Origin of the sequence: Aeromonas lusitana (assembly GCF_002812985.1) — a bacterium.
GTDB lineage: Bacteria > Pseudomonadota > Gammaproteobacteria > Enterobacterales > Aeromonadaceae > Aeromonas > Aeromonas lusitana.
In genome coordinates this window covers 31,515-53,061 of the sequence record NZ_PGCP01000001.1, presented here as the reverse complement: position 1 = coordinate 53,061, position 21,547 = coordinate 31,515, and the positions used below count along the sequence as shown (strand labels likewise).

Annotated in this window: 21 protein-coding genes; 12 read left to right on the top strand and 9 right to left on the bottom strand. The window is 59.7% G+C overall.

The annotated features are described in order from the left end of the window. Positions 1-142 precede the first annotated feature (142 nt). The 6 genes from ptsG to CUC44_RS00230 all read right to left on the bottom strand — a co-directional run bounded on the left by ptsG (position 143) and on the right by CUC44_RS00230 (position 6,711). A complete protein-coding gene (gene ptsG, locus CUC44_RS00255; protein WP_100858008.1) occupies positions 143-1,576 on the bottom strand; it encodes a PTS glucose transporter subunit IIBC in 1,434 nt (477 codons plus the stop codon). 427 nt (positions 1,577-2,003) lie between these two features. Continuing rightward, entirely contained in the window at positions 2,004-2,975 is a 972-nt protein-coding gene (locus tag CUC44_RS00250) for a MalM family protein (protein ID WP_167388727.1), read from the bottom strand. 90 nt (positions 2,976-3,065) lie between these two features. After that, positions 3,066-4,376 (bottom strand): maltoporin, encoded by a 1,311-nt coding sequence (locus CUC44_RS00245; RefSeq protein ID WP_100858006.1) that lies wholly within the window; start codon positions 4,374-4,376, stop codon positions 3,066-3,068. Between the two features lie 524 nt (positions 4,377-4,900). Then, positions 4,901-5,341, bottom strand: coding sequence for a flavodoxin (locus tag CUC44_RS00240; protein ID WP_100858005.1), 441 nt, complete (start codon positions 5,339-5,341; stop codon positions 4,901-4,903). 172 nt (positions 5,342-5,513) lie between these two features. After that, positions 5,514-6,260, bottom strand: coding sequence for a tRNA pseudouridine(65) synthase TruC (gene truC / locus CUC44_RS00235; RefSeq protein WP_100858004.1), 747 nt, complete (start codon positions 6,258-6,260; stop codon positions 5,514-5,516). A 115-nt stretch (positions 6,261-6,375) separates the two neighbouring features. Next, a complete protein-coding gene (locus CUC44_RS00230) occupies positions 6,376-6,711 on the bottom strand; it encodes a YqcC family protein (protein WP_100858003.1) in 336 nt (111 codons plus the stop codon). A 206-nt stretch (positions 6,712-6,917) separates the two neighbouring features. Between CUC44_RS00230 and CUC44_RS00225 the strand changes: the two genes are divergently transcribed. From CUC44_RS00225 to CUC44_RS00205, 5 genes are all read left to right on the top strand, one after another. Beyond that, positions 6,918-7,946 carry a DUF3549 family protein gene (locus tag CUC44_RS00225; RefSeq protein ID WP_100858002.1) on the top strand — a complete coding sequence of 343 codons (1,029 nt, stop codon included), beginning with the start codon at positions 6,918-6,920 and terminating at the stop codon, positions 7,944-7,946. Positions 7,947-8,028: 82 nt separating this feature from the next. Then, positions 8,029-8,325 (top strand): DUF3301 domain-containing protein, encoded by a 297-nt coding sequence (locus tag CUC44_RS00220; protein ID WP_100858001.1) that lies wholly within the window; start codon positions 8,029-8,031, stop codon positions 8,323-8,325. A 69-nt stretch (positions 8,326-8,394) separates the two neighbouring features. Further along, positions 8,395-8,631 (top strand): DUF2789 domain-containing protein, encoded by a 237-nt coding sequence (locus CUC44_RS00215; RefSeq protein ID WP_100858000.1) that lies wholly within the window; start codon positions 8,395-8,397, stop codon positions 8,629-8,631. Between the two features lie 106 nt (positions 8,632-8,737). After that, positions 8,738-9,031, top strand: coding sequence for a hypothetical protein (locus CUC44_RS00210; RefSeq protein ID WP_100857999.1), 294 nt, complete (start codon positions 8,738-8,740; stop codon positions 9,029-9,031). A gap of 7 nt (positions 9,032-9,038) precedes the next feature. After that, a complete protein-coding gene (locus CUC44_RS00205) occupies positions 9,039-9,824 on the top strand; it encodes a Zn-ribbon-containing protein (RefSeq protein ID WP_100857998.1) in 786 nt (261 codons plus the stop codon). 141 nt (positions 9,825-9,965) lie between these two features. Here CUC44_RS00205 and syd read toward each other — a convergent pair whose 3' ends face one another. Then, the gene (gene syd / locus CUC44_RS00200) at positions 9,966-10,514 is read right to left on the bottom strand and encodes a SecY-interacting protein (protein ID WP_100857997.1); all 549 of its coding nucleotides are present in this window, start codon (positions 10,512-10,514) and stop codon (positions 9,966-9,968) included. 89 nt (positions 10,515-10,603) lie between these two features. Here syd and queF point away from each other — a divergent pair, with 89 nt between their 5' ends. The 7 genes from queF (at position 10,604) to CUC44_RS00165 (ending at position 19,782) form a co-directional block, all read left to right on the top strand. Beyond that, positions 10,604-11,452 carry an NADPH-dependent 7-cyano-7-deazaguanine reductase QueF gene (queF, locus tag CUC44_RS00195; RefSeq protein ID WP_100857996.1) on the top strand — a complete coding sequence of 283 codons (849 nt, stop codon included), beginning with the start codon at positions 10,604-10,606 and terminating at the stop codon, positions 11,450-11,452. A 128-nt stretch (positions 11,453-11,580) separates the two neighbouring features. Next, positions 11,581-13,851 carry an ATP-binding protein gene (locus CUC44_RS00190; protein WP_100857995.1) on the top strand — a complete coding sequence of 757 codons (2,271 nt, stop codon included), beginning with the start codon at positions 11,581-11,583 and terminating at the stop codon, positions 13,849-13,851. 85 nt (positions 13,852-13,936) lie between these two features. Further along, a complete protein-coding gene (locus tag CUC44_RS00185) occupies positions 13,937-15,538 on the top strand; it encodes a GGDEF domain-containing protein (RefSeq protein WP_100857994.1) in 1,602 nt (533 codons plus the stop codon). Positions 15,539-15,696: 158 nt separating this feature from the next. Then, a complete protein-coding gene (ppnN, locus tag CUC44_RS00180) occupies positions 15,697-17,052 on the top strand; it encodes a nucleotide 5'-monophosphate nucleosidase PpnN (RefSeq protein WP_100857993.1) in 1,356 nt (451 codons plus the stop codon). Between the two features lie 202 nt (positions 17,053-17,254). Beyond that, positions 17,255-18,064 carry a flap endonuclease Xni gene (gene xni, locus CUC44_RS00175; protein ID WP_100857992.1) on the top strand — a complete coding sequence of 270 codons (810 nt, stop codon included), beginning with the start codon at positions 17,255-17,257 and terminating at the stop codon, positions 18,062-18,064. A 148-nt stretch (positions 18,065-18,212) separates the two neighbouring features. Continuing rightward, entirely contained in the window at positions 18,213-19,220 is a 1,008-nt protein-coding gene (locus CUC44_RS00170; RefSeq protein ID WP_100857991.1) for an isocitrate dehydrogenase, read from the top strand. Between the two features lie 118 nt (positions 19,221-19,338). Beyond that, on the top strand, positions 19,339-19,782 hold the full coding sequence (locus tag CUC44_RS00165) for a hypothetical protein (RefSeq protein WP_100857990.1): 444 nt from the start codon (positions 19,339-19,341) through the stop codon (positions 19,780-19,782). Between the two features lie 260 nt (positions 19,783-20,042). On the opposite strand, the gene rlmM is transcribed toward CUC44_RS00165, so the two are convergent. Together rlmM and CUC44_RS00155 are read right to left on the bottom strand one after the other, a co-directional pair. Continuing rightward, complete coding sequence (rlmM, locus tag CUC44_RS00160; RefSeq protein WP_100857989.1) at positions 20,043-21,137, bottom strand: 23S rRNA (cytidine(2498)-2'-O)-methyltransferase RlmM; 1,095 nt, start codon at positions 21,135-21,137, stop codon at positions 20,043-20,045. Then, positions 21,130-21,516: a DUF423 domain-containing protein gene (locus CUC44_RS00155; RefSeq protein ID WP_100857988.1), complete on the bottom strand. Its 387-nt coding sequence runs from the start codon at positions 21,514-21,516 to the stop codon at positions 21,130-21,132. The genes rlmM and CUC44_RS00155 overlap by 8 nt, the downstream gene beginning before the upstream one ends. Positions 21,517-21,547 lie beyond the last annotated feature (31 nt).

The window sequence follows — 21,547 nt, the reverse complement described above, 5'->3', positions numbered from 1 at the left end:
GCCAGCCTTGAAGCCCTACTAGGACCATCTCCACCTGATAGCGATGCAGGGATCACTCCTCAGTCTTGCCAGGCACAAATAGCGCCCAGCAAAAAGGGAGGCTTGCGCCTCCCTTTTCGGAACTCTCGATGTCAGGCAACGATTAGTTGCTCTTCATCCAGATATCCATTTCGGTTTTCAGGTTGTCGGACTTGGTACCGAAGATGGCTTGTACACCGGAGCCAGCAACCACCACACCGGCGGCGCCCAGCTTCTTCAGACCAGCCTGGTCAACCTTGGCCACGTCCTTCACACCGACCCGCAGACGGGTGATGCAGGCGTCCAGGGAAGCGATGTTCTCTTTACCACCGAAGGCAGAGACCAGGGCGGCAGACATCTCGTCCTTGCTCTGAGCCACGTTGGACTCTTGCGCGGTCTCGTCTTCGCGACCCGGGGTTTTCAGGTTCATGGCGCGGATGACCACGGTGAAGACCACGTAGTAGATGACGGCGTAGACCAGACCCAGACCCACCAGCAGCAGCATGTGATCGGCACGGGGTGATTGCACCACGAAGTCGATGAAGCCGTTGGAGAAGGTGTGACCGTGTACGATCCCTAAGGAGTTGGTCAGCACATAGGCCAGACCCGCCAGCAGAGCGTGGATTGCGTACAGTACCGGCGCCACGAACAGGAAGGAGAATTCGATAGGCTCGGTGATACCGGTCAGGAAGGAGGTCAGGGCGGCAGAGGCCATGATACCTACGATCTTGGCGCGGTTTTCCGGCTTGGCGGAGTGCGCGATGGCAAACGCGGCAGCAGGCAGACCGAACATCTTGAACAGGTAGCCACCGGCCAGCTGACCGAAGCCGTTACCGGCAGCGCGGGAAGCGTCGTCAGCGGTCAGGAAGCAGGTCATGATACCGTGAACAGTTTCACCGGCAGCGTTGACACAGGTACCCGCCTGATAGAAGAAGGGGACGTTCCAGATGTGGTGCAGACCGAACGGGATCAGGGAGCGCTCAACCACGCCGTAGATACCGAAGGCCAGTACCGGGTTCTGGTTGGCAGCCCAGTCGGAGAAGGCACCGATGGCACCCCCTACCGGCGGCCAGATGACGGACAGGATGACGCCCAGACCGATGGAAACGAAACCGGTGATGATGGGAACGGCACGCTTACCGGCGAAGAAGCCCAGGTACTCTGGCAGCTGGATCTTGTAGAAGCGGTTGAACGCCCAGGCGGCCACACCACCGGCGAGGATACCCCCCAGCACACCGGTATCGATGCTTTCGACACCCATGACCGGCGCCATCACTTTCAGGGTGGCGACCATGATGCCGTAACCCACGATGGCAGACAGACCGGATACACCGTCGTTATTGGTGAAGCCAAGGGCCACACCCACGGCGAACAGCAGCGCCATCTGACCGAATACGGAACCACCGGCTTGTTCCATCAACTGGGAAACAATTTCCGGCAACCAGCTGAAGTGGGCAGCACCCACCCCCAGCAGAATACCTGCAACGGGCAAGACCGATACGGGCAGCATCAGCGCCTTACCGACCTTTTGCAGATTAGAGAAAGCATTTTTTAACATGTGTGCGCTCCTGAATGGATTTTTTTCCGTACACGATCCAGTCAATTTATAGATGACAGCGTTCGTCATCTGACCTTGTACTGAATTCGACCGGGTTTGCTTATTTTGACCAGATGAATATAACCCAGCGATATCGGAATTTCTTCCATCGGGCCGAAGGGAATAATGAATTTGGAGGGGAGATCACAAGATAATTAGAAGAGGATAATCAGAGCGATTTCGGAATATTATCCCGCATCTTTATAGTATTACGGATAAACATGAAGTGCTGTTTCGCATTGTATTTTAGAGAATCTCATTAATACCAAAGGAAACTCAAGGTAACAAAATGTAACGCATTGCTATTTTCTATGATCTAGTCTACCGATTAAAAAGGCCTCCAACAAGGAGGCCTCAAATAAATATTAGTCCGGCTAAATACGGCTAATTAGTTTTTCTGGGAGCGCTTCACCGCATCAATAAAGACGGATTTTGCCTTGGTCGAACCGGCCCGTTCCGCTTCACTCACCAACTGCATCGCCTTGTCGATATCGCCAGCCTTGACCGCCTTCTCGATCTGGCTGTTGTAGAAGGTCTCGGTCTCGCTCAGCATGGCCGGAGCTGGCTTGCTGGGGGCCGCCACCACGGCGGTGGTCGCGGCGGTTGCCGCCACGGCAGCGGTGGCTGGCTTGGCCTGACTCATCGCTACCTTGTCTGAATACTCGGGTTTGAACACGGCCTCGAGACCCTGGCCCTTGGCCATGTCGACGGTTTTGATCTGTACCAGGCCCCAGGGCGAATGCGGAATGACGGGATCCGCGATATCCGGCTCGACCGTGTGATTGGCGCGGGCGAAGGCCTTGGCCGGGTGCAGTATGGTGGTGCTGCCCGACAGCTCATCGGCCGGGGCATAGACCACCATGTAGGTCTCGGCGGCCGGGTTGCCCGGCATGCTGCGATCGACGAACACCTTGCCTTCGATTCTGTCGTTGTCGAGCAGGTGGGCCGGCTGGTAGGTGAAGACAGACTTACCCAGCACGCGGGTCACCTTGAACTGGGCATCCAGCATGACCACCTTGGGGATCAGCACCGTCTTGCTCACCTGGGAGGCGAGCGTGATGGCCAGATTGCCGGTATTGGTTGGCAGACGATAGGCGGCAAAGTAGCTCATGCCCTCGTCAAACTGATAACTGGGCTGCTTGCTGTCGATGGCCAGCAGCGTGTCTCCCTCAGGCAGGGCGACATAATTGAATTCGTTGAATCCCTTGCAACAGCTGGTCGCCTGAGCGAGCGCCTGCTTGGCCTCACCGGCATTACTCAGGATGGAGGCGTGCTCCTCTACGGGCACCACCATGCTACCGGAACAACCGGCCAACAGCGCGGTAACTACGGCCGCGATAGACATCTTTACCAGTTTCATTCTTCTTATCTCCATAACCCGGTTGCCAAATCCAGCGAAACAAAACTGCCCCCATAAGGGGGCAGTGACTAACTTAACTGAAGAGGGGGCTTACCACCAAGCTTCTGCTTGTACACCAACCTGATAGGTATCTTTGGAGGTGTTGCCTTCGAACACTTCTTGGTCCTCGGTGTTAGCCAGGTAGGAGGCGAACACACGGATTTCCGGACGGGCCCAGAAGCTGGAACCGGCAGACCAGGCCTGAGCCAGGGTCAGCTTGTAACCGCCGTCCTTGTCAGACGCTGCACCGTTGGTGTAGCTGGTCTTGTCCTTGAACACACCGCCTTCGAAGATGGTCTTGTTGAAGTCATCCCACTTGTACATCGGGCGTACGACGGCAGAGAAGGTCTCGGTCTTGTCGTTGCCATCCCACATCTCGTTGCCTACCCCGTAGACCAGCTGGTGGCCCATCTCCCAGGAGTTACCCATCGGGATGACGCCCCAGTTGATGATACGGTAGCCATCGGCACCGTCTTTGGCTTCGGCACCGTACCAGGAGCCGTCACCGTAGTAGGCCATGGTCTTGGAGTAGCCTTCGGTACCGTACTGCAGCACGGTCTTGTTGAAGCCACCGAAGATGCCTTGGGTCAGCTCGGCAGTCAGCATGACGCCGTCTTTCATGTTGTCGTTGCGCAGATCTTTCTGGGCGTCGGTTTCGTTGACCAGTGCGTAGTCAATACCCACTTCCAGGGAGCCGTCTTGCCACAGCGGGATGCCCGCATAACGCAGATCCAGGGTGTTGACGTTCAAATCTTCATTCTTCTGGTACACGCCCGGGCTGGTCTGGGTGTACTGACCGAACACGTCGGCAGCGCTGCGGTCGTTACGGACCCAAGCGAAGGAGATCTTGCCAGGACCGGCCTGGATGCCTTCGATACCGGCGCCGGCACCGGAGATGTTCCAGTAGTAGAAGTCGGAGATATGGATGTCGTGACGTTGGTAGTAACGCTTACCGGCCCAGAGGGTGGCTTCCGGTGCAAAGCCCAGCAGCCCCTTGGCCTGGACGTTGAACTGACGCAGTGCGAAGTCGGAGTCGCCGCTGCACTGTTTGGCGTCGAAGTTACAAACGGTACCAGTGCCTTCCCAGTCATTTGAACCGTTGGAAGACATGGCAAACATGGAATCTACGTAGAAAGTCTTGCCATCCTTATTGAAGACTTCCTGACCCAATTGCACTTCGCCGTAGGTATCATTTTCGTTACCCAGACGGCCAACCTTGTTGACGTTGTATTTAACCATGTCCCCGTCGCCGGAAACACCAACACCTGAACGGAAGTAGCCGTGGAAATCAACGGCGAAGGCGGCTTGGGAAGCCAGGGCAGCGGTCACTGCTGCTGCAATCGGGAGCCACTTTGCTTTCATTTTCATTTTCCTTATTCCCGCTGGGAGTGTGATCCTGAATATTCAAGTTCTTATCACCGTAAAAACGTTTTGGTGATAACCGGGGTCGATTATAAGTAGCCAATTTCGCGACAAACATGAGCTGATTCACAAAATGGCGACAAATCACCCGCCCTCCCCCCAGGAGGAGAATTGACGCAGCCGCCACCACCAGGAGGGCAATAAAACACCCATAAACAGCCACAACTGAGCAATCAAAAGACAAAGAAAGCGCTTTCAAATATTAATTCGCGATGATGAATAAGTTGTTGAATGCCAACTCCATGGCAAAAACATGACTGAAATCGCTTTCAATGGGGAACTTTTAATTTTCCGGTTTGTCGCTCTCTCGATTAATAACCCGGATGGGAAAGGAAGTTTTATGCCTAGAAAATAACCGGACAAAGTGCAGGATATATTTGAAAAGCCGGTTGGGTGAGTCCCAAAATAACGATCCCCCGCGGCAAGCCAACGGGGGATATTGTGGAAATAGCAAAACCGATAAATTAGAGCTTATATTCCCATGTTTTCAGCCAGGCGAGCGCGGCCACCTCGGGCTCGTCTTCCACCGTCGCGTCTATCTCAAGGCGAGGCACCAGGGCCTCGGCGGCCAGCTCCTGCAGCAGGCCATCCAGCCTGCGACCGGCACCGCAGAAGTGCTCATAGCTGCTATCTCCCATGGCGATCAGGGCGTAGCGCCACCCCTTCATATAAGGGGCGCGATCGGTCAGGGCGCAGGCAAAGGGTTCAAGATTGGGGGGAATATCCCCCTGCCCCGTGGTGGCGGTGATCACCAGGAAGAAGCGGGACGCGTCGATATCGCCGAGCTCAGCCTCTTCGAAGATCTGGCAGACATGGCCGTTGGCCTGCAGGTGATCGCTCAAGGTCTCGGCCACCAGCATGGCCGCGCCGTAGACTGTGCCCACCAGTATGTCTATCTGTGCCATCGGGGGCTCCTTTCACTGCGATGATGAGCCAGGCCTAGGGGGCTGACGTTCAAAATGAGGGGGACGCACGAGGTTGTTAACGGGGTATCTCTTTGAACCATAACCTGTTCCTCTGACGATGTGGCCTACAGCATGCCACAGCCGAGTCAGAGGCAACAGATTATCGAGCGCACTAAACGGCGTAGTCGCTCTCGCTGGCCGGCCAGCCCAGCTTGCCAAACAGAGTCAGTACCTCTGGCCCGAGCGGGGCCTGGATCCGCATCGGCACCTTGAGTACCGGGTGCTCGAAGCTGAGCTTGTGGGCCACCAGCAGCAGGCGCTCACAACCATAATGCTCGCGGAAGAAGCGGTTATGGCGGCCATCACCGTGGGTGGTATCCCCGACGATGGGGTGAAACAGGTGATCCAGATGGCGGCGCAGCTGATGCTTGCGGCCCGTCTTGGGGAAGAGCCGCACCAGGCTGTAGCGACTGGTGGGATGCTTCTTGGAGACCGCATGGGGCAGCTCCACCTGATGCAGGCGACGAAACGCCGTCACCGCCTCCTGGGCCGGGCGATCCGGATTGCTCATGGCATCGGCTATCTTGTCCAGCTGCTCTTTGAGGGGATAGTCGATGAGCCCCTCGTCCGGCGCCCAGCCGCGCACCAGCGCCAGGTACTCTTTCTGCACCCGGCGCGCAGCGAAGGCCTCGGTCAGGGTGCGGGCCACGGCGGGATCCAGCGCAAACAGCAGCACCCCTGAGGTGGGCCTGTCCAATCTGTGTACCGGGTAGACGTGACGCCCCCCGATGAGATCCCGGGTCATCTGCATGGCGAAGCGAGTCTCGGCCTTGTCGAGCCAGCTGCGATGCACCAGCAGACCGGACGGCTTGTTCACCGCCACCAGCCAATCATCCTGATAAAGCAGTGTTAACTTCATGATTGCACCACCAGGATAGCCATAGGCAGCATATTGTGGTCATGGCCGAGACGGGAAAGGCGGTCCATACCGTCAGTCCAGCCTGTTATCTGGCGCTGGGAGGAGGAGATGTGCATCACTGCTCCACTATCTTGCCGGTGAGCAGCAGATCGAAGCGCGCGATGAGGCGCAGCAGCCCTTCCACCTCGGCCCGCTCGTCCTTGTAGACTTCACTCGCCATGGGATAGAGGGACACGCTGGTCGGCAACGGGGCCTGCAGCAACACCAGTTGCTCCATGCGCGGGATCAGCACGAACTGCAGCCACTGATCGAAGCTCAGGGTATCGACGCAAAAGGGCAGCTCGCTTGCCAGCGCCTCGGTACCCGGGTGATCGGCTTGCCAGCGCTCGAGGCGTTGCAGCTCGGCGGTGAGTTCCCCCAGCAGGCCGGCTACCAGCAAATATTGATTCATCTCGTCGTCCTCTCTCATTACCATCACACGGCGCGCCTGGCAGGCGGCGTACTCACCCAGCGGGCTTGTCAAAAAGGGGCGCTACTATACACCGCCCCCCGCATGGCTGCCACGGTGCCGTTACCTTCACGCCACCAGGCGCCATCGCTGGCTATCTGGTGCAGCCTCCTTATAATCGCCGACATCACTCTTTGCCGGATCACCTCATGTCTGCCATCAACACCCTGACCGAATTCCTGACCCAGGCCGATACCCAGTTCCAGCTGTTCGACATGGGCCGCCAGGTGCGCCCCTTGCCAAGCGATCTGTTCGCCCGCATCGAACAGCAGCAAGAGCCCTACCCCTGGCCACTGCAGCAACATGCCTGGCTCGGTGTGCACTTCTTCCAGCCAGCGGAAGCCAAACACTACCTCTGGTTCCTCAAGTTTGCGCTCGATGAGCGCGGCCTGCTGATGGCAGCCGGTCCCAAGCACTTCATGGATCAGGTGGTCGAGACGCTGGGCTTCAAGCTGACCGGCGAGCTGGATGAGGAGAAGGCCGAGCGACTGGCGGACAACCCCTACACCTTCCGCCCCGCCGAAGCCAAGATGGCCAGCCTGCACGCCAAGCTGGCACGTCAGCTGGAGCAGCCACCCTCGGCCTACTATGACGCCCTGGGTCACTATCTGGCGGCGCCAGGGGACGATGGCTGGCAGACGCTGGGATTGCAGGGCTTCGCCGACCTGGCCGAACGTCTGCAGGACGAGCGCAATCTGGCGCTGGTGTGCAAGGCCCTGCCACGGCTGCCGAAAGAGCCCCTCTATGCCCTGTGCCAGAGCCTGGAGAACGCCCCCCTGCCGCCCGCCGTCCAGGGCGCTCTGCTCGAGCGCATCGGCAAGGAGCAAGAGTGCGCCGAGCCCGACCCCGAGACCCTGGCCTACCTGTGCCGGGCACTGGCCTCCTGCAATGGCAACAGCCTGCGCACCAACAAGCTGCTGACCCTGCTGCAAACCCAGCCGAGCCCGGCCCTGCTGCTCGCCATCGCCGGTCGCCTCTGGCCCGATCTCAAATTCCCCCAGCTGCTCAGCCTGTTCCTGGAACAGCTCGCGTTGCAGCCCAGCCAGTTCTTCAATCAGGTGTTTGCCGAGCTGGTGACCCTGCCCGCCATGCGGGATGATATGCTGGCACGATTGCGTGACCCTGAGCGCAGCGACGCGCTCGGTCAGGCCATCGGCCGGCTGTTCGCCTCGGCCTGATCCGAGCCGCTGGCGGCGCCCCCTTGGGCGCGCCGCCAGCGGCCAACACCCAACATTCTCACCTCACAGAAGGAGCCCGTTGATGGGAGAAATGCTCGGAATCTTGTTGCTCATCCTCATCGGTGGGGCCTTCTGGCAGCAGCGCCGCCAGGCGGAGATCGCCTGGCAATACATGCGCCGCTACTGTCAGCATCACGATCTGCAGTTGCTGTCGCTGGCCCGCACCCACAGGGCGCTCGGGCACAAGCCGCTACGCCTGCTCACCTATTACGAGTTCGAGTTTTCCAGCGACGGGGAGAGCCATTATCAGGGCCAGCTCTGCATGCAGGGGCTGCATGTGGCCGGGGTCGAGTTGCCGGCGCATCGTCTGCCCTCATGACGCAGGGCGCAGGCGCAAGGACGGGCAGGCTGGCTATAATTTCCGAAAATCCCTCCAAGGAGAGACGAGATGGAATTGCTGACCCACGACATGCCCGCCCTGTTCGCCCAACTGGGCCTGGCCAATGACGAAATAAGCCTGCACCGTTTCATCCGCGAGCACAGCCTGGACAACCAGACCCTGCTGCCCGAGGCCCACTTCTGGAACCCGGCCCAGGCCGGTTTCCTGCGCGATGCGCTCTGGAATGACTCCGACTGGTCGGAGGCCATCGATCAGCTGGATGTGATGCTGCGCCAGACAAATTGAGAGCCTTCTATCGAGCCTGCTTTCCTGACGGGCAGGCTTTGATTAAGATCCTTGCCTCCACGCCAGCAGCAAGACGCCCCCAGTCAGGTCTCAGTGAGAAGCCCAGATGTCAGCCCAAGAGATCATCCGAATTGCCAACGAACTGAGTGCGAAGGGGATCACCCCCTCCACCGCCATGGTCAAGGCCCGCCTCAGTCACCCCGTGCCCATGGCCGAGCTGCTCAAGGTATTGAGTCAGTGGAAGCAGCAGCCTCACCCGGCCGAGCCCGCCCCCGCCGCCGATCCCGTCGCAGCAACCCAGCCTGAGCCCGTCAGCCTGCAGCAGCTCTGCGATCAGCTCAACCGGCTCGAGCAGAAAGTCGACCGGCTCACCGCCCTGCTGTTGCAGCGACCGGACTAAGGCCGCCATGTACATCCTCGAACTTTGCTTTGAATGCTACCGCGACACCTCCCTCGGCGAGGCGGAGCGGGCCATCGTCAACTATCTGGACATGCTGCGCTATCAGGGCCAGATCCTGGGACGGGAATTTCCCACCAGCATGCAGGATGGCTGCTTCATCAGCCGGGTGGTCTGCCCCGAGCAAGACAGCCTGCACCCGGACAACCAGAGCGAACAGGTCGCCCTGGCCGAGCAGGGCCTGCATCAGGCAGGGTTGCTGGCGCCCAAGCTGCACCTGCAGGGCATGGACTTGCTCTCCGACAGCACGGATCCTTGCGGCCACGGCGGCGAGCGCCCGAGCTGGATGCTGCTCTACACCAGCTTCCTGCACACCTGCTCGCCCCTGCGCTGCGGTGATCACTTCGCCCCCATCCCGCTCTACCGGCTGCCCGCCGTCGCCAACGGCGACCAAAAGCAGATCATCAAGTGGCAGGAAGATTGGGAGGCCTGCGATCAGTTGCAGATGAACGGCTCCATCGCAGAGCACGCGGCGCTCCATGAAATTGGCGAGGTGGGCAGCCGGTTGCAACGTCGTGGCAGCGATCTGGCCAAACGGCTGGAAGCGGGGAGCTGTATCCCGACCTATTACTATCTCTACCGGGTCGGAGGTGTGAATGCGGCGGCCGAGCGGGCGCGGCCCTGCCCCGGCTGTGGCGGCGACTGGGCACTCGAAGCGCCGCTGCACGAGATCTTCGACTTCAAGTGCGATCCCTGCCGGCTGGTCTCCAACCTCTCCTGGGATTTCAAGGATTAAGGCACGGCGTCCTCGGTCATCGTGGCGATATAAAAACGCCTGCAGCCATAGGGCGACGATACAAAAGTGCCTGCAGCCATCGAACGACGATATAAAAAGAAGGGCCTTGCCATCTGGCAAGGCCCTTCTGCTATTGGAGGCTCACTGAGGCAGGGTTTCCAGCCGTGCGAGGAAGGCGGGCAGCGAGGGCGCCAGCACCAACCGGCGGCCTGAGTCCAGCCACTCCAGCCAGATCTGGCCGCTCTCGTTGTCGAGGGATATCAGGGTCATCTCGTTGCGGGTGGTGGCGATAAACAGCGACGGCGCGCGCTTGAGTTTGCGCAGCATCAGCAGATGGCCGATGAGATTTTCCCTGAGCAGGTCCAGATCCGCCTCATTCCACGGCAGTATGAGCTCGATGCGCAGCCCCTTGTACGAGCAAGGGATGGGGCGGCTGAACCAGTGACCGAACAGGGCAAGGGCGGCGGGATGCAGCGTCAGCTCAAGCGCCTCGCTCAAGGCGGTGAAATCCGCAGGCTCGGTGCGCTGCACCGGGCGCCAGGCCACCCGCCCCTCCTTGGGCTCATCCAGCTCACATGGAGAGCGCCAGTCGGCTTCCCATTCGCACAGGGGCAGGCCACGCCGCGCCTCGCCATCGCACTGCCAGCGTAAAAAAAACTGCTCAAGGGCAGACAAGACTTGATCCGACATCGAAATCCCCCACAATAACGGCCCAAAATAACCGCAAGTTCGAATGCAAAATCCGGTTATTGCACCATCAAACAGCTGAGCAGACAAGCATGAGCAAACAAGAGAGATACGCGGGCGCCAGCGCGCTGCAGGGCCTGAGCCTGGGTCAACAGTCGGCCTACATCAGCCAGTACACCCCAGAGTTGTTGCAACCGGTCCCCCGCAGCCTGAACCGTGACGATCTGGGGCTTGGCGAGGCGCTGCCGTTCCAGGGTTGTGACGTCTGGACCCTGTACGAACTCTCCTGGCTCAATGCCAAGGGCAAGCCCGTGGTGGCCGTTGGCGAAGTCTCAGTGCCCGCCACCAGCCCGAATCTCATCGAGTCCAAATCATTCAAGCTCTACCTCAACTCCTTCAACCAGACCCGTGGTGAGTCGCTGGCGGCGGTCCAGGCACTGCTGGTCAAGGATCTGAGTGCCTGCGCCGGCGGCGAGGTGAGCGTCACCCTATTCCCCCTCGACCGGGCCCCTCATCATATTGCGACCCTGCCGGGAGAGTGCATCGATGAGCAGGACATCGAGATTGACGGCTATGAGTTCGACCAGACCCTGCTGCAGGGCGCGGCGGGCACAGAGATAGTGGAAGAGACGCTGCACAGCCATCTGCTCAAATCCAACTGCCTGGTGACCAGCCAGCCGGACTGGGGCTCGCTCGTGATCCATTACCGCGGCCCGCGCCTGGATCGGGAGAAGCTGCTGCGCTATCTCATCTCGTTCCGTCAGCACAACGAGTTCCACGAGCAGTGCATCGAGCGCATCTTCATCGATCTCAAGCACTTCTGTCACCCAAGCGAGCTGACCGTGTATGCCCGCTACACCCGCCGCGGCGGGCTGGACATCAACCCGTTCCGCAGCGACTGGGAACCGGTACCGGCCAACCTGCGCCTTATCCGTCAGTAAACGCGAGAACTGCCGCGAGAAGGGTGCCTTGTGAGCCTCTCATCCATTACGCCATCCGTCAGTTAAGTCTGGACGCACAGGGGTAGGCTTGGATAACATGCCCCTACCTCTGTGTTGTTCTTAATCCAATGAATCAACTGTTTTTTCTGGCAATGATGATGTCCTCCCTGTCGGCTCCGGATCTGGATCTGGCCAAGGAGCAGTTGTCTATCGATCTGCAACAGGCCCAAACCCTGGTGTTAACCGATCCCGTCAGATGCGTGCAGATCACCACAGCATTCCTCGAACGCACAGCCAATAATCCCAAGCAAATCATCAGCAACCGTCAGGAATACGGCTACCGCGAGCCGATCCTGAACTATGGTACCGCGACCCAGGCCACCGGCGCCCACCTGCTCAAGGGGGAGTGCCTGCAGCAACTGGGGCAGTTCAAGGCCGCGCAGGAGTCCCTCGAAGAGGGCATCGCCATGGCCGAGAAAGAACAGCAGTTCGAGCTGCAGGCCCATGGGCTCTACCTCAAGATCCGCAGCAGAAACATGCAGCAGAGATCCCACGGCGCCAGTGCCATCCTGCTCGATGAACTGGACAAGCTGCTGGCCAACCCAAGCCTCAAAGAGAGCCAGCTACAGGTCTACAGCCGCCTGCTGCACATCAACGCCAGCATAGAGTCACAGCAGTTCGATCTGGCCAAACGCCAGCTGACGGAGGTGCATCCCTGGGCGGATCAGGCAAACAATCCCCTGGCCAGGGCCTGGGTCAGTGCCGTGGGTGGGGATCTCTATCATGCGCTCGGCCAGCCCCAGCTCGCCCTTGGCGAATACATAGATGCCCAGCAGCAGGCCAAGGGGCTGCAAGATCCGCTGTTCCTCGGCCTGCTGTCAAACCAGATGGTCAACCTCTATCAGGAGGAGCAAGAGCCACAGAAAGCGCTGCAATACGCCAACGAGGCCGCCAACTACTTCCACGCCCTCGGCAACCCCTCCCTGCTGAGCGACGCACTCATCGTGCTGGCCCGTCTCAACCGGGATCAGGGGGAGATGAACATGGCGCTGGTCTACTTCTTCAATGCCCTGGACCTGCTCGACGAGGGCAACAACCGCACCCGGATAGCCCACCTCAAGTTCGAGATAGGCAAAACCTATTTGCAGACCGGCAACCTGAGCCTGGCCCGCAACTACCTCAACGCGGCACGCCAGTCCCACGAACTCGGCAATGACAAGGAGTCGCTGATCGACACCTTGCTGCTGCTCGGCGAGCTGCATCTCAAGCAGCAGGAGGCGGGGATTGCCATCTTGCAGCTGGAGAATGCCCTGACCCTGGCCAACCGGCTCGGTGACATCCGCCGTCAGTTCGAGATCTTCCGCCTGCTCTCCATCGCCTATGAGCAGAAGGGTTACCTGAGGCAAGCCCTCGACAGTTACAAGAACTTCCACCAGCGCAGTGAACTGGTGCGCCAGCAGCAGCTGGATCTGGAGCAGGAAGCGGTCCGTGACAACTATGCCCAGGTGGAGCAGGCTCAGCAGGTCAAGGAGCTGGAGCAGAAGCTCGACATCAGCCAGCACCAGCAGGAGCGCTATCTCTGGTCCAGCGTCAGTACCGGTCTGCTGCTTGCACTCTTCATCTATCTGTTCTTCACCCTCTGGCTCAAGCTGAGAGTCGCCCGTCTGAGTGCCAAGCAGCTGAGAGAGGCCCTGCTCATCGAGCCACGCAGCGGCCTGGCCAACTGGCAGAGGTTGATGAGCCGCTGGCCCAGAGAGATGGCCAAGCGCCAGCAAAAATCCGAGCGCTGGTACTTGAGCGATCGCACCGACGGCGAGTTCGACGACAAGTTGCACTATCTGCTGTTCCGGGTGCCTTTCCTGGTCAACAGCCTGGAACAACACGGTTATCAGGTCAGCCGCGAGATAGAGCAGGCCTTTGGCACTTACATCAACCAGCTGACCCCCCAAGATGGGCGCATCTATGATCTGCGCGAAGGTCACCTGCTCTATGTGGTGCCACAGCGCCACGTCGCCCAGCTGCATCAGCTGGCGCAGGAGCTGCTCGATACCCTGGCCGCCTTCCCCTGCGAATACGCCCTGGACCGGCACATCAGCCTCGGCATCGTCAGCCACCCCTTCCTGCCAAAAGCGGCGACGGCGCTCGACCATCACGGCCTGTTCGACCTCTGCTATCTCGCACTGTCAGGGGCCATGCAACTCAGTGAAAAACACCAGCAAAGTGTTTGGTTGGAGCTGGCCGCCATCGATTGCCAGCAGGCCGCATTTTTTAATGGCGATGTGTGGCAATGCTGCTTGATGGCAATTGACAAGGGACTGGTAAAAGTAAATTCTTCTCATGAAAAGCAATGGGTTAATTGGCTTGCACTTTCACGGACGAAAGCGCCGGATAATCCGTGACAACGAGGTACTCAACGGGGTCTTTCATTGGCTTACTGTTGCTGGACGATACAAAAACGATAATGACAACAGGGCGACCTGAACAATGAATGACATCGCTGCCGTAACAGGACAACTGGCAAGACTCAGGGAATCCCTCCAGCAGAAACAGCAGGAGCTCGATGGCATTGCTAGCTTCTCCGATGCCGAACGCACCCGCAGCATCCAGTTTATCGGCAAGCTGATGCAGGCCTGTCGTGGTCACGACCGGGAACTGGACAGCCGACTCGCCAAGCTCAAGCAAAAACTCGATGGCAATCCCCCGCTCTCGTCCCTCGACGGCGATCTGGCCGCCATCGAGAAGCTGTTGCAGCAACATGGCAACGCATTGGAGGAGTCCATCAGCCTGACCCGGGCCGCCATCGATCTCGGCAGCAAACAGCTCAAGACCCTCAAGGGCTTCCCGGAAGAGACCCGTCGCTCGCTGAAAGAATTTCTGGCAAGCCCCGAAGGCTATGGCATAGGCGATCACCAGAAGAAGGTGATCCGCTTGCTGGAGTTCTACCAGCAGGCCATCAAGATCCAGCTGCTGCCCCGTCAGCCACTGCTGGCGCCGGCCCAGGAGATCGCCACCGAGCTCTCCACCCCGGGCCCGGCCGATCCGTTCGATGTCAAAGCCCATGCCCAGATCGCCGACGAGTTGCAGCGCCTCATCACAGAGCTCGATTTCGCCGGCGCCGTCGGCGAGAGCCTGGCGGACATTCGTCGCCAGTTACTGGGTGGCATCACGCCGCCGCTGCTGGCCGAGATCTGCCTGCAGATCATCGAGCTCATCATCGAAGGCACCCGGGAGGAGCGCAAATCATCCCAGGCCTTCCTCAGCAGCCTCAACGAGAGCCTCTCCGCCGTCCATTTCAACTTTACCGAATCCCTGGACGAGGGCCGGGCGCTGCAAAATGCCACTGCGCTCAGCGGCCAGGCACTGGAGCGGGAGCTGGTGGCCATCGACCACACCCTGACCCGGCATGACTCCCCGCAGGCGCTAAAGGGGGCCATCAGCGGCCACCTGGATGCGATTCGCCGCCTGCAGCAGGAGCGGGATACCATGGCTGGTCGTGAGCGCCACCTGCTCACTCACCTCTCGAACATGGAGGCCAAGCTGCGGCTGATGAAGGAGGAGACCGCCGAGTACAAGAAGCGGCTCACCATTCAAAAGCACAAGCTGTTCCTCGACAGCCTGACCCAGGTGCACAACCGGGCCGCCCTCGACGAGCGGCTGGAGCTCGAATACAAGCGCTGGCTGCGCTACCAGACCCCGTTGTGTCTGGCCATCATCGACATAGATCACTTCAAGAACATCAACGACAACTACGGCCACATGGCCGGTGACAAGGCGTTGAAAGTGGTCGCCAAGGCGCTGCAGAGCGCCCTGCGTGACACCGATTTCATCGCCCGCTTCGGCGGGGAAGAGTTCGTAGTGCTGTTGCCCAACATCAACCCGGACAAGTACCAGAAACCGCTGGAGAACCTGCGCCAGACCATCAAGAGCATCCCGTTCCGATTCAGGGATGCCAGGGTCGAGATCACCATCTCCATCGGTGCCACCCTGTTTAGGGAAGGAGATCACACCACGGATGCGTTCGAGCGCGCCGACAAGGCGCTCTACAGCTCCAAGCACTCAGGTCGGGATCAGGTCAATCTGGCCTGAATCCGGCCTGACCAGCGGCGAAAAAACGCGCAAACGCACTCTTCCCCTATTCCCCTGCCCCACCGCTTGCCTCTACTATCGAATGCGAGGGATGCCATGGCATCCCGTTTTCTCCCCAGGGAAAGCACAACGATAACAAGACGAGTGAAGGGGAACGTATGATTACGCACATCAATCCTGTCGGCAGCATGGACTTGCTGTCCCAACTCGAGGTGGATCGCCTCAAGCAGACCGCCTCCAGCGATATCTATCAACTGTTTCGCAACTGCTCGCTGGCAGTGCTCAACTCCGGCAGTCACACCGACAGCTCCAAAGAGATACTGGAGCGCTTCAAATCCTTCGATATTCACGTGATCCGGCGCGAACGCGGGGTCAAGCTCGAGCTGTTCAATGCCCCCGAGCATGCCTTCGTCGATGGCGAGATCATCCGTGGCATCCAGGAGCATCTGTTCTCCGTGTTGCGAGACATCCTCTATGTCTCGGCCCAGCTGGAATCCAATAGCCGGGTCAACCTGACCAACGCGACCCACATCTCCAACCTGGTGTTCGCCATTTTGCGCAACGCCAAGGCGATCCTGCCAGGTGCGGATCCCAATCTGGTGGTCTGCTGGGGCGGTCACTCCATCAATGAGGTGGAGTACCAGTACACCCGCGCGGTAGGCAGCGAGCTGGGACTGCGGGAACTCAATATCTGTACCGGCTGCGGACCGGGCGCCATGGAGGGCCCCATGAAGGGCGCCGCCGTCGGCCACGCCAAGCAGCGGGTGCGCAACGGTCGCTACATAGGCCTGACCGAGCCCTCCATCATAGCCGCCGAGCCGCCCAACCCCATCGTCAACGAGCTGGTGATCCTGCCGGACATCGAGAAGCGGCTGGAGGCCTTCGTGCGCCTCGGCCACGGCATAATCATCTTCCCGGGTGGGGTCGGCACCGCCGAGGAGCTGCTCTACCTGCTCGGCATCATGATGCACCCGGCCAACGAGCGCCAACCCATCCCCATAGTGCTGACCGGGCCCAAGGAGAGCGCCGACTACTTCCGCGCCATCGACGACTTCGTCAAGGCGACCCTGGGAGAGCCGGCCACCAGCCTCTATCGCATCGTCATCGGGGATGCCCCCGAGGTGGCCCGGGTCATGAAGGAGGCCATGCCGAAGATCCGCGAATACCGTAAATCCGTCGGCGATGCCTACTCCTTCAACTGGTCCCTGCGCATTGAGCCGGAATTCCAGCTGCCGTTCGAGCCGGATCACGCCAGCATGGCGAGCCTGGATCTGCACCGCAACCAGCCGCCCCAGCTGCTGGCGGCCAACCTGCGCCGTGCCTTCTCCGGTATCGTCGCGGGCAACGTGAAGGAAGGGGGCATTCGCGCCATCGAGAAGAAGGGCCCATTCAAGCTGCACGGCGACAAGGAGCTGATGCACCTGATGGACAGGCTGCTGGAGAGCTTCGTCAGACAACAACGGATGAAGCTGCCCGGCAGCCAGTACATTCCCTGCTATGAAATCGTGAAGTAAAGCGCAATTAGGCAACGCACTGTTGTTGCGAGGAAGGGGGCTCAAAGCCCCCTTCTGCATTTGGCCGGCACGCGGCTGAACAGATCGGCATGACTCAGTCCAGTCTTCCACCTTGCGAATACCCACATACCCCGCGGGTTTGGGGTTAGCATGCCTCCCCATGCTTGTTACAATGGGTCGTCCCGACTGCCAAGAGTGCCCCATGTCAAACCTCAGGCCACACCTGCTTATCATCGATGCCCTCAACCTCATCCGCCGCCTGCACGCGGTGCAGGCCCAGCAGGCATTGACCCCGGCCCAGGCGCTGGTCGCCACCCGGGCCAACCTCATCAACACCAGCAAGAAGCTGCTCGCCGCCAGCGAGCCGACCCACGCCATCGCGGTCTTCGACGGTGAGATACACAGCTGGCGCAAGGAGGTCTACCCGGCCTACAAGGAGGGACGTACCCCCATGCCAGAGGAGCTGAGGGAAGGACTGGCCGAGTTGCAGGATGCCTTCTGGGAGTGCGGCGTCGATGCCCTGCTCTCCCAGACCGACGAGGCGGACGATCTTGTCGCCACCCTGGCCTGCGGCATGGCCAAACATGGCCACCAGAGCACCATCATCTCCACCGACAAGGGGTTCTGCCAGCTCCTCTGCCCGCAGATCCAGGTACGGGACTATTTCAACAAGCGCTGGCTGGATACGGCCTTCGTTCAGCAGCAATACGGCGTCACCCCGGAACAGTTGGTGGACTTCTGGGCCCTGACCGGCATCGGCGGCTCCAACATCAAGGGCGTGCCGGGCATAGGCCCCAAAACGGCCACTGCGCTCTTGCTGCAATACGGCAGCCTAGCGGCCCTGCTCAGCGCCTGTCAGCAGGAAGAGGCCGGCAAGCCTCTGCTCAAGCTGCGCCAACATCAGGACGATGCCCTGCTGGCCCAACGGCTGGTTCGGTTGCAGCGAGACATCCCCCTTGGCTTCAACCTGAGGGATATTCGTTACCCGCCCCAGCCAGACTCCGCCGAGTAATTCTGTCGCCCAGCACAACCTCCATCTGACAGGCACCTTTCTGTTGAGATAAATGGGAATTATGTAAAGAAACATGGAGAAAGTGGTGCAAAAATGGTATAAAACCGCCGAATCCTCCCCCTCTGTTCCCTAGAAGTGGATACCGCTCATGTCAAAAAGAAGAATTACCGTTATTCCGGGCGACGGCATTGGCCCCAGCATCATCGAATCCGCCATCCAGATCCTGACCCACGCCGGCTGCGACTTTGACTACGAGTATGCCGACGCCGGTCTGGTCGCGCTGGAGAAGCATGGCGAGCTGCTGCCCCAGGCCACGCTGGACCTGATTGAGAAGAACAAGGTCAGCCTGAAAGGCCCGCTCACTACCCCGGTCGGCGGTGGCTTCACCTCCATCAACGTCTCCCTGCGCAAGAAGTTCAATCTCTACGCCAACGTACGCCCTGTCATCTCCTTCAAGGGCACCAAGAGCCGTTACGACAACATCGATATCATCACGGTGCGTGAAAACACCGAAGGCATGTACTCGGGTGCGGGTCAGAAGCGCAGCAGCGACAACCAGAGCGCCGAGGCGATGAGCATCATCACCCGCGACGGGGCCGAGCGCATCGTCACCTTCGCCTTCGAACTGGCTCGCCAGGAAGGGCGCAAGAAGGTCACCATCATCCACAAGGCGAACATCCTCAAATCCACCTCGGGCCTGTTCCTGGAAGTGGCGCGAGAAGTGGCCGCCCGCTACCCGGACATCCAGAACGAAGAGATGATCGTCGACGCCGCCTGCATGAACCTGGTGATGTACCCGGAGCGGTTCGATGTCATGGTCACCACCAACCTGTTCGGCGACATCCTCTCGGATCTGTGCGCCGGTCTGGTGGGCGGTCTGGGCATGGCTCCTGGCGCCAACATAGGTGAGGGTGCCGCTATCTTCGAAGCGGTGCACGGCTCGGCACCGGACATCGCAGGCAAGAACATCGCCAACCCCACCTCGGTGATCCTCGCCTCCATCCAGATGCTGGAATACCTGGGGATGCAGGACAAGGCCGAGCGCATCCGTGAAGCCGTACGAGCGACCATAGAGTCAGGCGATCGGGTGACCCGGGATTTGGGTGGCACCGCCTCTACCAGCGAATTCACCCAGGCCATCATAGACCGGCTGTAATTGCTGCTAACTATATGATCTAAAAAGGGAGCTTCGGCTCCCTTTGTTTTATACCGGATCCCCCTACCCCCCTCTGCAGATGGCTACTATGTTCAAAGGGAGGATAAGGAGATCCACTATGCGTGCTACCTTGATCTTGCTGTTTTTCAGCAGCACCGCCATGGCCCTGGACAGGCCCATCGACAACGCCTGGTTGACACCGCCGCCCCAGAGCGCGCAGCCCGCCAAGCAGGTGTGGCAATCCAATATCGATACCAATGACCTGCTCAAGGCGCCCAAACCGCTCTCCTTTGGCGTGGATGTGGTCACCGACAGCAACGGCAGTCGCAGCGTCACCCCCTACCAGAAGCTGAACCTCACCGCCGAGAAGAGCGTCACCCTCTCCTTCGAAAAACAGAAACCCAGGATCAAGTTCAACATCAGCGGCATCAATACCGCGGTCAAGTTGAGAGGCGACGGGGTCAAGATGCAGTTCAACCCGAGCGACAAGACCATTCCCCTGCAAGTGGAGCTCAAGGTCACGGATGACGAGTCCATGATGCGCGTCGACTACCGCTTCTGAGGGCGCCAGATAGCAAAAGACCGGACGATCTGACTCGTCCGGTCTTTTTATTGCCCCATGGCGAGGCAGGCTCGCGTTACGCCTTCAGGCTCCACAAGGAACTGTCGTAGACGAGCGCTTTACTCTGCGAGTTACGCCTTGGGCTCCTGCTTGGAGACCCAGTCTACTGCTGTAGACGTGCACCTTGCTCTGCTAATTATGCCTTGGCTCCAGCTTGGAAACCCAGTCTACTGCTGTAGACGTGCGCCTTGCTCCGCTCGTTACGCCTTGGGCTCCAGCTTGGAGACCCAGTACTTGTTGTACACATGTACCGTGATCTCTTCGCGATCGTGATAGAGCTGCTTGGCCTGGATGACGAAGGCGTTGTCGACCTCCTTGAGCAGGCCGCGCAACACCTCAATGTTGTGCACCGCCTCGGCGTAGCGCTTCTTCATCGGCAGCTTGAGGTTGAACACGGCCTCCTGACAATCGTTCTCACGGAACCAGTCGGCGACCATGTGGGTCACCCGCGCCGGCTTGTCCACCATGTCGCACACCAGCCAGTAGATGTTCTTCTTGCCCGGCCGCCAGACGAAACCGTCGTCGCGAATGTGTTTGACCTGACCGGTATCCATCAGGGACTGGGCCATGGAGCCATTGTCCACCGCGGTCACCATCATGCCACGGCGCACCAGCTGATAGGTCCAGCCACCTGGGCAGGCGCCCAGATCCACGGCCTTCATGCCGGAGGTGAGGCGCACGTCCCACTCTTCCTTCGGCACGAACACGTAGAACGCCTCTTCCAGCTTGAGGCTGGAGCGGCTCGGCGCATCCGCCGGGCAGCGCAGACGCGGGATGCCCATGTGGAACTCTGAGTTGTTGAACGAGTAGGAATAGCCCAGCAACAGGTGATCGTTGGCCATGAAGAAGGCGTGGAACACGGGGCGGTGCGGCGTCTCCTTCTTGGTCAGGATATCCTTACCACGCAGCGCCTGGCGCAGGGGCACGGTGAACTTGCGGCAGAAGGCCGACAGCTCTTTCGCCTCGTTGGTATCGGCGGTTTCCACCCGCAGATCGCCGCAGATGGCATAGCCCTGGGCCGCCTCTATGATGGGGGAAACCCGATCCGAGAGATCCAGATCCTTGAGCTCATGGGTCACCACCAGCATCTGGCGGATGAAGATGAGCTCGCGGAACGGCAACTTGCGAGCCAGCAGATCCGCCTGCTCCTCGTCATACAACTCGAAGATCACATAACCGCTGTCGTCCTTGACCCGGGCGAAACCGTAGCACTGCATGTTGCTGGCTCGTTCGGTGATCTCTGCCGCCGCCTCTTTCTCAAAACCCGGGCGGCAATACAGCAGCAGATTATTCATTCTTTCCTCCAAGACGACAGCCAGCCCATATCAGAGCCGCCCATCCCAACATAAAACAGAGGCCACCGGCCGGGGTGATGAGCCCCAGCCCCTTGCTGCCAAGCAGCACCATGGCATAAATACTGCCGGAGAATCCCAGGATCCCCAGCACAAATGCAATGCCAGCGAAGGTGATGACCTTGCTGCGCACGCCGCACCAACCCAGGATCAGCAGGGCCAGTGCGTGAAAAAATTGATATTGCACGGCGGTGTGAAACGCCGCCAGGCGCTCGGGACTGATCTCGGTCGCCGCCAGTCCATGAGCCCCATAGGCTCCCAGCATGGTGGCCGTCAGACCAAACAGACCTGCCAGCACCAGCCAGTGTCGCTGGATATGCATCCCTCTCTCCTTGTTTTTCTGCTCGCCGCCG